A 13,838-nucleotide genomic window follows, 5' to 3' on the forward strand; every position below is an offset into this window, starting at 1 on the left:
CTTACTTCCTGATCAAAGATTTAATCAGGTTTTTCATTTCCTGGCTCTTATTGCGATTGGAAGAAGCTTCTCCTTTGGCCCAGAATTTATATTGCAGCGCTCTGTCGAGCTTATTGAACTCGGCTAAATATTCAGGCACCTCCTGTGGCTCTACATGATCAACTTTGGATTTAAAGTTGTAGACCACCTGGAGGGCACTGTTCTCCAGTTTGGCGCTGCGAGTGAAGTTGAACCAGGAATTATCGATCGTGGTTGTGCCCAATTCTTCCTGCCAGAGTAACTCCCCCTGAATACTCACCCTTGCACTCTGCTGAATATCCACGGGGTGTGTCAGGGCCAGCGGGCTCTGACGAATGGGGTGCTGAGGCTTGGATAAATAGGGTACCAAGGCGGAACCATACAGGGAAAATATCTTACGTGCGGAACTTATCTGGGCAAAGTCACCAATTTGATAGTGCTCGGATACCACCAGCTGGTTTTCCTGTAGGCTGTCGTTGTAGGTGATCTCGGGGCTGGTGTTCACCCCCGGATAATATCCGGCGATAAAATTGGTGTAGCTATTTTTGATTTGCTCTGTGTCTGCAGAGAGGAAGAACTGGCGCACCTGCTCTGCTTTACGATGAGAGAAGCGGGAGTTTACCTGGAGCTCCGCACGATTTTCTGCCGCATTGATATCGTATTGTTCTTCAATACGAGCACTTAGATTGGTAACACTTTCTGAGCTTGGGTTTACGGCTTTTAGCGCGTTGATATGCTTTGCAATAGGGAGTGCCAATTCGTAGTCGAAAAAGCCTTTGTTCTCTATATCAATCCCCTGGCCTGAAGCCGTTGCATCCACCCAGTATTTCCGGTCATTCAGTTCGATCAGGTTTATCACATGGTTAAAAGTCTCCGGGGAGGGAATATCCTTGCCGATATCCCGCCCGCGGGAGGAGGACACGAGGGCGGGATAGGATTGTACCCCCAGGTGGGCGAGCATACTGGTCAGCAGTAGGGCCTTATCTTTACAGTCCCCGTAGCGTTTCTCCAGAGTTTCCTGGGGTGTTCTGGGTTGGTGGGAATTGATACCCAGTTCAATGCCAAAGTAGCGAATGTCTTCTTGTACATACTCGATCGCCTTGCTGACTGCCGCCTCCAACCCCAGCTGCGCTCGCCAGTTATCCAGTTTGTTTTTTAATGACTCCGGTAGTGTGCGATCGATCTGATAAAGGTTCTGGGCCCAGTCATTAACCTGTCCCCAGTTGTCATAGCTGGAGTATTGGAAATAATTGAGCGGATCGTGCCAATATGGATATTCACTTTCCATCGGCACTCCGGCCACATCGCGCAGATCGATGGTATAGGTGTGATTGTCCTGCAGGTGACTTTGATGGACAGAATATTCGCGCTTGTTAAATCGGTAATTGAGCTTCTTGTCGCTGCTAATTTTTACAAAACGACGATCTACTGCCTGGGGCCAGGAGAGGTACAAACGGCCAAAATCACTACGGGCAAAAATCGGGTTGCTGCCCTCAATGGTATAGGCGTAGCTGATAATATCGCCGGGGCGAATATCTTCCAGTATATACAGCGCGTTCCATTGTTCGGAGTAGAGTTTATTGGAGAGTTCCTGCTCAGACTGGAAAAGCTTGAAACCATCCTTTTGCAAGCGATCTAGATGCTCACCGTTACGCTGTACACTGATATCGTGCACCTGCAGCCTTTGGAAGGCCGGATAGAAACTGAAGTTCAGCTCGGCAATTTCACTGACCCCCTGCTGATTCAGGGGTTCGACCACGATCTGAAAGTAATACTGTTGCTCTTTTCCCCTGTGGCGAAGCTGGGAGTTGGATAGGTGCACCCGCACACTGCCTTGCGATGGGCGTTTTGACTCTACTGGTTCTAATATTTCCACCCACTCGGGAGTAGTACTGAATAAGAGTTCTGGGGCTGCCTGTGCGAGTGAGGTGACAAGGATGAGTGCGGCGGCCAGCAGCTGGCCGGGGAAGCGATATTTCAAGGTGAGCCTCAATAGTTTTGCAATGGGCGCTAATAAGCCCTGATTAGGATACCGAGGGAGCTAAAGCTGAAATGCAGGTAATTACCGGTTGGCCCCAGCAAACCGGTAGCTCCTCCTGAGCTTCTCGAGCGCTGTCTGTAAATCTTGGAACAGCGCCGGGTGACGGTACTCCGTTAACCGCCAAGTGTGCCGGTAAATATACCCCATGCCTGAGACAGAATATATTGAGTAAGAGGTTGATCTGTGTGGGGGTATAAACGACGAAGTGGAAGAGTCGGTATCACCGAGCCCTTCTCTGTAAAGGCCCGGTGATCTTTGAGAGGTTATTGGGATTGTTCTGGCTGCTGAACCGGCATGGCCTCCAATTTTTGCTTCAGTTCCTTGAGTTTTTCCTTCACTCGCGCGGCATTATCCGGGCCCATGCGAATCATTAATTTTTGTACACCGGGCAGTTTTTCAAGCTTGGGATCGGCAAACTTGAAGTAGACCGATGGGCGCACCAGCTTGATAGGACCTTCAACTTCAGGGGCTGCCAGTACCTTATCGATGGCTTCAATCACCACCTGGTGAAAGGTTTTATTGCGCATGCCCAACTCACCGTAGGCCTGCGCCAAGCGCGGATACCAGTACTGGTAAAGGCCCACTGCGGTATCGGTATCCATTGAGGCGAACAGTCGCACAGGCTTATCGTAGCGACGGTAATTGTCCGGCGACAATTGGTAGCCCTCTATCGAGGAGCCGGTAACAACAATAGGGCCGCGTATGGTTTTCAGTGGGCGGTGCTTGTGGATCAGGTTTCCTCGCGCACCGGAGTTGACCGCAGCCACCCATTTGCGAATCACCTCATCGTTTACCAACCAGCGCGACAGGGCGTTGTCTGGGGCCAGGCTCATCAGGTCGTCATAAGCGGCCTTGTCGCTCTCATTGAGTGGAGGCGGTGGTTCCCTGCTGGGCTCTTCCACAGGAGCGGGTTCCTGAGGTTCAGGCGTGGTGGCCTGTTCCTGGGGTTGCTCCAGAGTTTCTGGCTCCGGGGTGCTTTGGGGTTCTTCAATAATTTTGGTAGGGGGAACTTCTTTCTTTTTTTCCTCGCCAGTCCACAGCCAATAGGCTGCCGCGGCGACGACGATCACCACAATAATTCCGATGATCCACCCATGCCTAGACTGTTGTTCCGACATTCCCTGCCTCCTTTTGCTGCTATCAGAATGTGACCCTTTGACCACGGCAAAGCCCTTCGGTTTCTCCGTGGTGTCTGGGTTTTACCTTACTCTCCGCCGCAGCCGGTCGCAAAGGGGATTTGCTTCGCTTTTTGCCTATTGCGAAAATCCTGTGCGTCTGCTGTTTGCGAAAGTGACGAAAACAAGTACTGGCTACGCCCCCACTTGGGAGGATGTAGGAATCCCATTGCCGATTAGAGTTGGCTGGTGAAAATGTGCGCGGCGAATAAGTGAGAGAGCAATGGTTAAATTTACCAGCTTATTAATAGGTCTGTTTCTGGGAGCTGTTCAGGCAGCGGTGGCCGAGGGGCCAATTGATCCCTTTTGGCGCAACGCTACCATCTATTTTATGTTGCCGGACCGCTTTTATAACGGCGATAAGGGCAATGACTTTCCCTACGGGCGCAAGGATGACGGGGCCCATCTGCGCGGATTCGCCGGTGGCGATCTGCGCGGGGTGATCGAAAAAATTGAGGCGGGCTATTTCAACGATCTGGGGGTAGATGCTATATGGATGTCTCCGGTCATTGAGAATATCCACGGTCACAATGACTCTGACAAGCGCACCTATGCCTTCCACGGCTACTGGCCCAAAGACTGGACCGCAGTGGATGCAAACTTTGGCACTGAGGCCGAGTTAGCGGAGCTGATAGAGGCCGCGCACAAGCGCGGTATTCGTGTGTTACTTGATGTGATTCTCAACCACACCGGCCCGATAACCGCAAAGGACCCGGAGTGGCCCGCCAGCTGGTTGCGCAAAGGTTCGCAGTGCGACTGGTCTGATTACGCCGGCAATGTGGAGTGCGCGATCCACGCCAACCTCACCGACATCCTCACTGAGAGCGATAAGCCCGTGGCGCTGCCGCCGCAGCTTGTGGATAAGTGGCAGCGCGAGGGCCGCCTGCAGCAGGAGCTGAGCGAGCTGGATGCATTTTTCGAGCGCACCGGCTATCCGCGCGCGCCCAAGTACTATCTGATCAAGTGGCTGACCGATTGGGTGCGGGAATACGGTGTGGATGGCTTTCGTGTGGACACGGTAAAACATGTCGAGCCCGAAGCTTGGGCAATTCTGAAAAAAGAGGCGGATCTGGCTCTGGCTGAGTGGAAAGCAAAACATCCACAGCAAAAACTCGATGATCGCGATTTCTTTATGCTGGGTGAGGTTTATCACTTTGGTGTGAATAACTATGGTCCCACCGTTGGTCGTGTTTACGATTACAGCGATCAACAAGTGGATTTTTACCAGTATGGTTTCGATAGTCTGATCAACTTCGATTTTGCTCAGGTGGCCGGCGAGCCCGCGGAGAAAATTTTCTCCAGTTATTCCAGCGCATTGAATTCTGGTGCGTTAAAGGGCTTGGGGGTGCTCAATTATCTGGGCTCTCACGACGACCACCACTCCTTCGATCGCGAGCGCCAACAGACCCGCATTGCCGCCAGTAAGCTGATGCTGGCACCGGGGGCGGTGCAAATTTATTACGGCGATGAGCTGGCGCGCCCCATGACCGATGCCCGCGCTTTTGGCGATGCGGCCATGCGCAGCCCCATGAATTGGGGTGATCTGAAAAAAGCTGAAACCCGTGCGCTGCTCACCCATTGGCAGAAGCTCGGTCAGTTCCGCCGCGCACACCCCGCCGTGGGCGCTGGTGTGCACAAGAAACTCGCCGATAACCCCTACACTTTTGCTCGTACTTTAGCAGGGGAGCAGCCGGTAGTGGTGGCAATGGAGCTGCCGCGTGGGGAGAAGCGCATTTCTGTAAAAGGTGTGTTTACCGATGGTACGGTGTTAACAGATTACTATTCCGGTGAGCATGCAAAAGTTGAGGGTGGCAGTGTGACTTTTAATACCGGTGGGGATCTGTTGCTGCTTTCAGCTAAATCAAAGTAATCCTGGTTTTTAACCGGCCCGAGAAAGAAAAAGCCCGGCAAATGATTGCCGGGCTTTTCGCAGAAGTTTCGAACGGGATTTACACTTCCGTGTTGGTGAACTGGTTGCACACCATCACATCCACGTCCAACTGGCCGATCACCCGCTCGGCGGTATTGCCGCGCAACAGCGAGCCGGTTTCACCGAACTGGTTGAGGGTGCCCATTACCACCAGATCCGCATCAACTTCCTTCGCCACTGCTTCCACCACATCGCTGGTATAGCCCTGCTTCACATGAATACGGTGCGTGGGTACGCCGGTTTTATCAGCGAGCTTGGCCAGGGCGCCGCGGTCTGGGTAGCGCATGGAGTCCAGGTAAGCATTTACCAGGTGCAGCTCGGCGCCGTAGTGGCCGGCAATATAGGTGGCGCGCTCACTGATCTGGCGGTTTAGCTGGCGCTGTTCCAGGGTCTTCGCCTGGTAGTTGACGGTGGCCAGCACCACTTTGCGCTCGGCCTTGGCGCCGGGGCGAATCAGTACCACCGGGCAGCGTGCGGTTTTCAGCACCCGCCATTTGGATTCAGCGAAGGTAAAGCGGCGGCTGGATTTCTTGTGCACTGGCAGGTAGATCATTTCCGCATCGCAGCGCTTGGCCTCCTGCACAATGGCCGCCTGCCAGTCGCTGGACCAGCACACAGTAATCTCGCAGGAGAGACCGGCCTCGGAGATAGGTTCGCGGATCTGCTCGCGGAACCAGGATTCATCGCGGAATAGGTGGTCGTTCACCGCGCGGGTATCTACTGCCTCGCCATCTACCGCGACAAACACTGCCAAACGCGGTTGGGGGTTGCGCCCGCGGGAAGTGGTCAGGGCGCGTTCCAGGGCCACATGTCTGTCATCGTTGGGGTCCACGACCACGAATACGGTGTTTTGCTGCTCCATCTTTCCTCCAGATCAATGGGTCTTTCTGGTCCCTGCCTTATGCAGTTGACTCCTGGGTCTAAGTTATCACGGAGAGGCGCTGGCGCGGGGAATTTGTCGTCTCAATACGAGGAAAAGCGCGCCAGATAGGCCTTGCTAGCGGCGCATGATGAAGTAAAGGAGAAAGTCCGTATTGAGCCAGATCAAGACCTGCCGCCGGTTTGGCAAGCACTGACTGGGGGAGGGATACATGGCGAGTTTTTCCAGCGTTTCTTAAGTTTGCCTTAATTTTGTCTCCGTAGACTCTCGCCGTGACACTCCCAAAGAGGGTTTTCAATGGCGCTACAAAGACATTATCAATACCTGGACCAGAGGGCGTTGCCCAAGCGCAAGCTGCGGCGGCGCAAACTGGATTTCGATCTGACCCGTATAGGGCAGGCAGGCCACAGCCGGGTGCAGGGATTTATCGCGCAGAAGTTTGCCGATACCTATGGTGCGCAGGTGAACCAATTTGCCCCGCTATTGTTATCCGCTTGGCAGGAGAGCGCGTTTAGTAGTGCCCTCGGGCTACGCCGCGCCGATAGCGGATCTCTATTCCTGGAACAGTATCTCGACCATCCGGTGGAACAGGAGATCGCCGCCTTCAGTGGGGGCTCGGTAAAACGCTCGGAGATTGTCGAAATCGGCAATTTGATCTCCACCAGCCGCGGTGGCAGCCAAATGCTGTTCCTAATGTTGTTTGAATTATTTGCCGCCGCCGGTGTGCATTGGGCCATTTATACCGCGACTGCGGAAGTGCGTGGCCTATTGCAGAAATTAGTGGGTCGGCAGACGGTTTTATGTGAAGCCGACGGCCGGCGTCTGAGGGATAACCTGGACGAGTGGGGTCGTTATTACGAGTCGGCTCCGGCGGTGACCGCCATCGATATGGTCGCCGAGCACCGCGCCCTGCTGGCAAATCCCCGTACCCGCGAGACTCTGCTGGCCTGTCGCCCTTCGGCACAGGCCATGTCGCCTGTGCTCAAAACCTCGGCGGGGGGTGCCAACCTATGCAACTGATAGATCAAATTCGCCAGCAGGCTGTGAATCACCCCGAACAGCTGGCGCTGCGGGGCGAGGAGTGCACATTCAGCTATGGGCAGCTGCTGGTGGCCGCCGAGGAAATCGCCGAGGACCTGCAGGCGCGCGATATCCGCGTGCTGGGGCTCTATGCCGACAATGGTCCCAATTGGTTGTTGGTGGATCTGGCCTGCCAGATAGCTCAGATCACTTTGGTACCGCTGCCGGTTTTCTTTTCCCAGCAGCAGCTGGCACACACCCTGCGTGTGAGTGGCATGCAGGCCCTGTTGAGCGATAGCTGTGAACGCTTTACCGCGATCGAAGTGGTGGGACAGGCGCGGGCTGAACTGGCCGGTATGGCCCTGATTGATATCCATACGGAAACGGCGGCGGCCCTGCCGGAGCACACCGCCAAAATCACTTTTACCTCTGGCTCTACCGGCACGCCGCGCGGTGTCTGCCTGTCAGCCCGAACCCAGTTCACCACCGCCAGTGTACTGGCACGGCAACTGCAGCCTCAGGGCAATCGTGTGCACCTGTGCCTGCTGCCTCTGGCCACCCTGCTGGAAAACGTGGCCGGGGCTTACAGTAGCTGGCTGCGTGGTGGTGAGGTGTTGGTGCCGACTACGGCGCGCCTGGGCCTCAGTGGCAGCTCGGGGCTGGATGTAGCCCAGCTGGCGAGCTGCATTGATGAGTATCGTCCCCACAGTGTGATCCTGCTGCCGCAGATGCTGAAAGCGCTGCTGGAACACAGTGAGCGCAACGGCTGGCAGCCGCCGAGCTCACTGCGCTTTGTCGCCGTGGGCGGGGGTAAGGTCTCGGACCGGCTGTTGTTGCAGGCGCGCAGTCTTGGCCTGCCGGTTTATGAAGGCTACGGCTTGTCCGAATGTGGCTCGGTGGTTGCGCTGAATGTACCCGGCGCCGATCGCCCAGGTAGCGTGGGGAGACCCTTGTCTCACTGTGATATCGCCATTCGCGATGGCGAGGTGATGGTGCGTGGTCCCCGTTATCTGGGTTACCTGGATAGTGCCGAGGGTGGTGAAAGCCAGTGGCTCGCCACCGGTGATTTGGGTGAGTTAGACGCAGAAGGGTTTCTGTACATCACCGGGCGCTGCAAGAACATCCTGATCAGCGCTTTTGGGCGCAATATCTCACCGGAGTGGATTGAGAGCGAGGTACTGCTGGAGCCGATAGTGCAACAGTGCGTGGTGGTCGGCGACGCTCGTCCCCACTGTGCCGCCCTGATTTTTGCACGCCCCGGCAGCAGCCGCGAGCAGCTCGACAGCTGGTTGCAGGCGGTGAATCGCAAATTGCCGGATTACGCCCAGGTGCGCACCTGGACCGCACTGCCGGCGCCATTAACGTTTGCCGATGGCTTGCTCACCGCCAACGGCCGCCCGCGCCGCGATCGTATCGCTGCGCAGTTCCAAAATTCTATCGATAACCTTTATGGAGGTATCTCCTCATGAGTTTTTACAATCTTCTTGAACAACAAACTGCCGACGCCCGCCAGTCTCTGATGGAGGTACCTTTTATCCAGCGCGCCGCACGGGGTGAGATTGCCTTGCAGGAATATGTGGCCTTCCTCACTCAGGCCTATCACCACGTCAAGCACACGGTGCCTCTGCTGATGGCCTGTGGTAGTCGCCTGACTCAGCAACAGGAATGGTTGCGCGAGGCGGTTGCGGAATATATCGAGGAGGAAACCGGTCACCAGGAGTGGGTGCTCAACGATATTGCCGCCTGTGGCGGCGATGCGGAAGCGGTGCGCAACGGCCGCCCCAACCTGAGTACCGAACTGATGGTGTCCTACGCCTATGACAATATCGCCCGCGGCAACCCTCTCAGCTTTTTCGGCATGGTGCATGTGCTTGAAGGCACCAGTACCGCCGTGGCCACTAAAGCCGCGCGCGCCATTCAGAGAACCCACGGACTGCCAAACAAAGCGTTCAGTTATCTGCTTTCTCACGGCGATCTGGATATCGGCCATGTGGATTTCTTCAAGGGGCTGATGAATCGCATCGATAATCCCGATGACCAGGCTGCGATCCTGCACTGCTCGCGGGTTATGTACCGCCTGTATGGGGATATTTTCCGCGAACTGGACAACCCCTTTAAGGTGCAGGAGGCCGCTTGATATGACAGCAAAAGAAACGCTCACGGTGCTGGTCACTGGCGCCAGCGGCGGAATTGGCTCGGCCATCAGTCGTCTGCTAGCCGAGCAGGGCCACCGGCTGCTACTGCAGGGGCGCAATGCCGCGCGCCTGCAGCAGGTAAAAGCGGAGCTACCCCACAGTGACCGGCACCAGGTGTTGGTAGCCGATCTGTGTGACCGGGCCGCTCGCGCCGAGCTGGTGCGCAGCTGCAAGCAATTACCGGCTGGTGTGGATGTGTTGATCAACAATGCCGGTATCGCGTCCTTTTCCCTGCTCAGCGATATCGGCGATGTGGAACTTAGTCAGCTGCTGCATACCAACCTGATCGCGCCCATGGCGCTGACCCGCGACCTGCTGCCAATACTGCAACGCAGCGAAGGCGCCGCGATTATTAATATCGGCTCGGCCTTTGGTCATATCGGTCATCCGGGCTTTGGGGCCTATGGTGCCAGTAAAGCGGGGCTGCACGGCTTTACCGAAACCCTGCGCCGGGAGTTGGCGGGCAGTAAGGTTCGTGTGCACTACCTGGCGCCCAGGGCGGTGGATACCCCTCTCAACAGTGACGCAGTTAACGACTTGAATCGGGCACTCGGTAACAAGTCCGACTCGCCACAATTTGTCGCCGCCCAATGTCTGCGTCTGCTCCAGAGTAAACGTGGCCGCAGGCGCTTTATCGGCTGGCCCGAACGCCTGTTTATCAAGGTCAATGCGCTCCTGCCCTCTCTGGTAGATAGCGCGCTGGCAAAGAAACTGCCCCTGGTTCGCCAATTTGCCCGCGGGGAAACTCCGCCAACAGTACAGGATAAGACGGCTCCCAGCGCGCTCTGAGCGCGCCGGCCTTTTCATTCAACAACCAATTTAACAACCGCTCCCACGCCATCCACTGCCCCGGCAAAGGCACTATGCTCTGGCGGTGGGGGAGGGCGTTGCACCGCGCTCTCCTTACCTGTTTTCATTGCTGAAGAGCCCAGGCCAATGCGCATCCTGCTGATCGAAGATAACCAATCCCTGGCCGAGGGGATGGTCACCGCCCTGCAGAGAGGGGGCTATGCCGTTGATCACGCGGCCCGCGGCAGTGAGGGCATTGCTCTGGCACAGGCGGCGATACCGGATGTGATTATTCTCGATCTGGGCCTGCCCGACCTGGATGGTGTGGAGGTGTTGAAACGGTTGCGGGCAAAATCGATTCGCTCGCCGGTATTGATTCTCACCGCCCGCGATGATCTCCCCTCTAAAGTGCAGGGCCTGGATGCCGGTGCCGATGACTATCTAACCAAGCCCTTTGCGGTAGACGAGCTACTGGCGCGCCTGCGTGCTCTGGAAAGGCGCGGTGGCAGCGGCCTCAGTGCGGAAATCCTGATTGGCGATGTGGCCATTAATTTATCCAGCCATACCGTGGCCAGGGCTGGGCAGGAAATAAAACTGTCGCGACGGGAATTCAGCCTGCTGCGCGCCTTGGCCGAGCGCCCGGGCCATATTCTCAGTCGCGAACAGCTGGAAGATAAGCTGTACAGCTGGGGCGAGGAGGTTTCCAGCAATACTGTGGATGTGCATATCCACAATTTACGCAAAAAAATCTATCCAGAGTTTATTCAGACCATTCGCGGCGTTGGCTACAAACTGGAAGCGGCTGGCGGCGCATGAAATCTATCCGTATTTTTCTGCTGATCGCGTTGCTCAGCATCATCATGCTGGTCAATTTTGTCTCGGCGCTGCACGGCTACCGCGATACCATGGCGGAAGCGCAGCGTCTGTTTGACCGCCAATTAAGCGCCTCCGCCAGGTTATTGGCAGATATGCCGGTGGCAACAGGGGCCGAGCGGGTGGTGGCCCAGCCCGAGGCTATGGTGATGCAGGTGTGGTCGGAGGATAAGAAATTACTGGTGCGCTCCGCCGATGCCCCGAAGCAACCCCTCAGTGAATTTGCCGTTGGCTTTAAGGAAATAAATTTCTCGGGCTATCGTTGGCGCAGTCTCGCAGAATACTTTCCCGATAATGGCCACTGGATTATCGTTGCCGAGAGATCTGACCTGCGTTACCAACTGGCAGAAAAACTAGCGATTGCCGCAGTACTCCCGATACTGTTGGGCCTACCGATTGCCGGGTTGCTGATTTGGTTTGTAGTGGGGCGCGGCCTTTCCAGTTTGCGCAAACTCGCCGAAGATCTGCATAGCAAACGCGCCGAAGACCTGACACCACTGTCAGAGGGTAGTCCCCCACAGGAACTGCTCCCGGTGGTGCAATCCATTAATGCGTTACTCGCGCGCCTGCAGGCCTCTTTTGAGCGCGAGCGGCGTTTTTCTGCCGATGCTGCCCACGAACTGCGCACGCCCATCGCCGCCATACAGGTACACGCGCATAATCTGGAGAGTGATTTTAAGGGGACAGGGCAAACAGTAATGCCTCAGAGCCTGGTTAAGCTGGAAGATAGTGTTCAGCGTATGGCGCACCTGGTAGAGCAAATGCTGGATTTATTTCGCACTACACCCGAACACTACCCGGCGCGCTTTGAAATACTCAATCTTCATGCCCTGGCACGAGAGGTATTGGCAGAGGAATACCCGATCTTTGCTCAGAGAAAGCAACAGGTGGAACTGCTGGGCGGTAGGGTATTTCTGCGTGGCGACCGTTTCGCACTGACTATTCTTTTAAAAAATCTCCTGCGCAATGCGGCGAAATACACTCCTGAGGAGGGCCATGTACAAGTGAGTACCCGGTTAATCAGAGGGGATATTCTTCTACAAGTGGAGGATTCCGGGCCGGGGATTCCAGAGAAAGAGTACCCTAGGGTTTTTGAACGGTTCTATCGAGTGGGTGGCGACGGCCACCAGAGCACAGCCCCCGGTTGCGGATTGGGCCTTTCCATTGTGCAGCATATCGCACGCCTTCACGAAGCTTCAATCGAACTCGGCCAGTCACATTTTGGCCAAGGGCTTTCAATAACCGTGCGTTTTAAAAAAGCAAAGGAGAGCAAGAATGCGTAGCTACTTACAAGTGCGAAAAAAAAACTATAACAAGCAGAAAAGGATTGGTGCTTTGGCTGCTGGCATTTGGATTTTGGCTTCAATTTTATTCAGTGCCTGCGCTCCAGATACCAATAAACCCACTGTGAAATTAGAAATCCACAACCATCTTTTTAACCCTTCAGAACTGATAGTACCCGCTGATACGGAGATTAAACTGGTGATCTACAATCGAGATGCCTCTCCAGAAGAATTTGAGAGTTACCAGCTCAACCGAAAAAAAGTGATCATGGGCAATAGCAAGGCAGTGCTATTTATTGGCCCTTTGCCCGCGGGAGAATATCTGTTTTTTGGTGAATTCCATCCCATAACGGCTCAGGGAAAAATTATCGCACAGTAGCGAAAGGCTTATGTTATTAACCTCTGTAATGGTAGTAATGCGGGAAGTGTTGGAGGTGGCGATACTACTCAGTGTGCTATTGGCAACTACTCGAATGCTGGATCTTCGCGCCCGCTGGTTTTATATCGCGCTATTACTCGGTGGATTGGCTGCAATCGTCTATGGTGAAAACCTTGCGCGAGTCTCCCAGGCAATAAATGGTACAGGCCAGGAGCTGGTGAATGCCGGAATATTAATCATAATCTATATATTATTAATAATAGTCACCACCTTGTTGTTACTTAACTACCGTAAGCAGCAATACCATTTACCCATCATACAGGGCGCTATGCTACTGGCTGTCACACTCGCGATTATGCGCGAAGGGTCAGAAGTTTATGTTTATCTTACTTCCTTTTGGCTGCACCAACCACTCTTACCCTCCGTAATAATCGGAGCATTGCTAGGTGCTGGTATCGGCTATAGCTTAGGTGCATTGCTTTATTATTTTTTATGTAGCCTGCCACCCAAATATACTTTGGGGATTTCCTGTATATTACTCATCATCTTGGCTGCCGGAATGATCCTACAGGCCACGCAATTATTTATTCAAGTAAATTTACTGCCTGGGCAAAAGCCCCTTTGGGATAGTTCCCAACTATTAAGGGAGGACTCAATCCCAGGGCAGCTACTCTTTGCTATAGCTGGTTACGAAGCCACACCAACCCCTCTGGAAGTAAAAGTCTACGCAGGCAGTATTTTTCTTATGCTGTGCGTGCTTGGGGGTGTTTATTATAGGTGTTCCAGAGATTAACTAGTGGGCAGATAAGTTATTCCATTTGGGTTTATTTACGCCTTTTCTTATTGAGGGAATTCTCGTAAATATAGTCTTTCATTCTCATGGCCGAATCATCCATGATTTCAAATAACACATATTCGCGCAATCCTGCTTTGAGACAGAGTGTATTAAATTTTGCGGTTGGTGTGTGCTTAGTGTTCATGATATAGCTTGAAATATATAGGTCTTTTAGGCCCCATTTTAATCTACACATGGGCTTCCATTTCCATGGGATTAGTCCTCTCATGAACACTATCTCTCTATTAAAGTCTATTTCTGTCTGCACAGGGAAGAGCTGTCCCCTTAGGCTAATAACGCGGAGAGCCATATAGGAGATATGCAGAGAACAACCCACTCAGGACCAAGATCCAGCGTGATATTAGCGATATATAAAGTTAGCAAGATTAATCCTGCTAAAACAATAAAGATAACACAATA

The 13,838-nt window shown here is 54.2% G+C and carries 12 protein-coding genes; 9 read left to right on the plus strand and 3 right to left on the minus strand.

Going from position 1 to position 13,838, the window contains the following annotated elements:
• Position 1 precedes the first annotated feature (1 nt).
• Together ACJJIV_RS13315 and ACJJIV_RS13320 are read right to left on the minus strand one after the other, a co-directional pair.
• Positions 2-1,999, minus strand: a complete 1,998-nt coding sequence (locus ACJJIV_RS13315; protein ID WP_444889246.1) for a DUF3857 domain-containing transglutaminase family protein — start codon at positions 1,997-1,999, stop codon at positions 2-4.
• Between the two features lie 323 nt (positions 2,000-2,322).
• Positions 2,323-3,177, minus strand: coding sequence for a DUF3014 domain-containing protein (locus ACJJIV_RS13320; protein ID WP_444882929.1), 855 nt, complete (start codon positions 3,175-3,177; stop codon positions 2,323-2,325).
• A gap of 280 nt (positions 3,178-3,457) precedes the next feature.
• On the opposite strand from ACJJIV_RS13320, the gene ACJJIV_RS13325 reads away from it, so the two are divergent.
• The gene (locus ACJJIV_RS13325; protein ID WP_444889247.1) at positions 3,458-5,104 is read left to right on the plus strand and encodes an alpha-amylase family glycosyl hydrolase; all 1,647 of its coding nucleotides are present in this window, start codon (positions 3,458-3,460) and stop codon (positions 5,102-5,104) included.
• A gap of 79 nt (positions 5,105-5,183) precedes the next feature.
• Here ACJJIV_RS13325 and ACJJIV_RS13330 read toward each other — a convergent pair whose 3' ends face one another.
• Positions 5,184-6,026 carry a universal stress protein gene (locus ACJJIV_RS13330; protein ID WP_444889248.1) on the minus strand — a complete coding sequence of 281 codons (843 nt, stop codon included), beginning with the start codon at positions 6,024-6,026 and terminating at the stop codon, positions 5,184-5,186.
• 315 nt (positions 6,027-6,341) lie between these two features.
• Here ACJJIV_RS13330 and ACJJIV_RS13335 point away from each other — a divergent pair, with 315 nt between their 5' ends.
• From ACJJIV_RS13335 to ACJJIV_RS13370, 8 genes are all read left to right on the plus strand, one after another.
• Positions 6,342-7,064, plus strand: coding sequence for a thermostable hemolysin (locus tag ACJJIV_RS13335; RefSeq protein ID WP_444889249.1), 723 nt, complete (start codon positions 6,342-6,344; stop codon positions 7,062-7,064).
• Complete coding sequence (locus tag ACJJIV_RS13340) at positions 7,055-8,533, plus strand: AMP-binding protein (protein ID WP_444889250.1); 1,479 nt, start codon at positions 7,055-7,057, stop codon at positions 8,531-8,533. Before ACJJIV_RS13335 ends, ACJJIV_RS13340 begins: the two co-directional genes overlap by 10 nt.
• Positions 8,530-9,201, plus strand: coding sequence for an iron-containing redox enzyme family protein (locus tag ACJJIV_RS13345; protein WP_444889251.1), 672 nt, complete (start codon positions 8,530-8,532; stop codon positions 9,199-9,201). Before ACJJIV_RS13340 ends, ACJJIV_RS13345 begins: the two co-directional genes overlap by 4 nt.
• Position 9,202: 1 nt before the next feature.
• Entirely contained in the window at positions 9,203-10,048 is an 846-nt protein-coding gene (locus tag ACJJIV_RS13350) for an SDR family oxidoreductase (protein ID WP_444889252.1), read from the plus strand.
• 147 nt (positions 10,049-10,195) lie between these two features.
• Positions 10,196-10,864 carry a response regulator gene (locus tag ACJJIV_RS13355; RefSeq protein WP_252083493.1) on the plus strand — a complete coding sequence of 223 codons (669 nt, stop codon included), beginning with the start codon at positions 10,196-10,198 and terminating at the stop codon, positions 10,862-10,864.
• On the plus strand, positions 10,861-12,204 hold the full coding sequence (locus ACJJIV_RS13360) for an ATP-binding protein (RefSeq protein ID WP_444889253.1): 1,344 nt from the start codon (positions 10,861-10,863) through the stop codon (positions 12,202-12,204). The genes ACJJIV_RS13355 and ACJJIV_RS13360 overlap by 4 nt, the downstream gene beginning before the upstream one ends.
• Positions 12,197-12,583 carry a cupredoxin domain-containing protein gene (locus tag ACJJIV_RS13365; RefSeq protein WP_444889254.1) on the plus strand — a complete coding sequence of 129 codons (387 nt, stop codon included), beginning with the start codon at positions 12,197-12,199 and terminating at the stop codon, positions 12,581-12,583. The genes ACJJIV_RS13360 and ACJJIV_RS13365 overlap by 8 nt, the downstream gene beginning before the upstream one ends.
• Positions 12,584-12,593: 10 nt before the next feature.
• Positions 12,594-13,376: an FTR1 family protein gene (locus ACJJIV_RS13370; RefSeq protein ID WP_444889255.1), complete on the plus strand. Its 783-nt coding sequence runs from the start codon at positions 12,594-12,596 to the stop codon at positions 13,374-13,376.
• Positions 13,377-13,838 lie beyond the last annotated feature (462 nt).

The organism is Microbulbifer mixtoriginis (SeqCode), assembly GCF_052466765.1.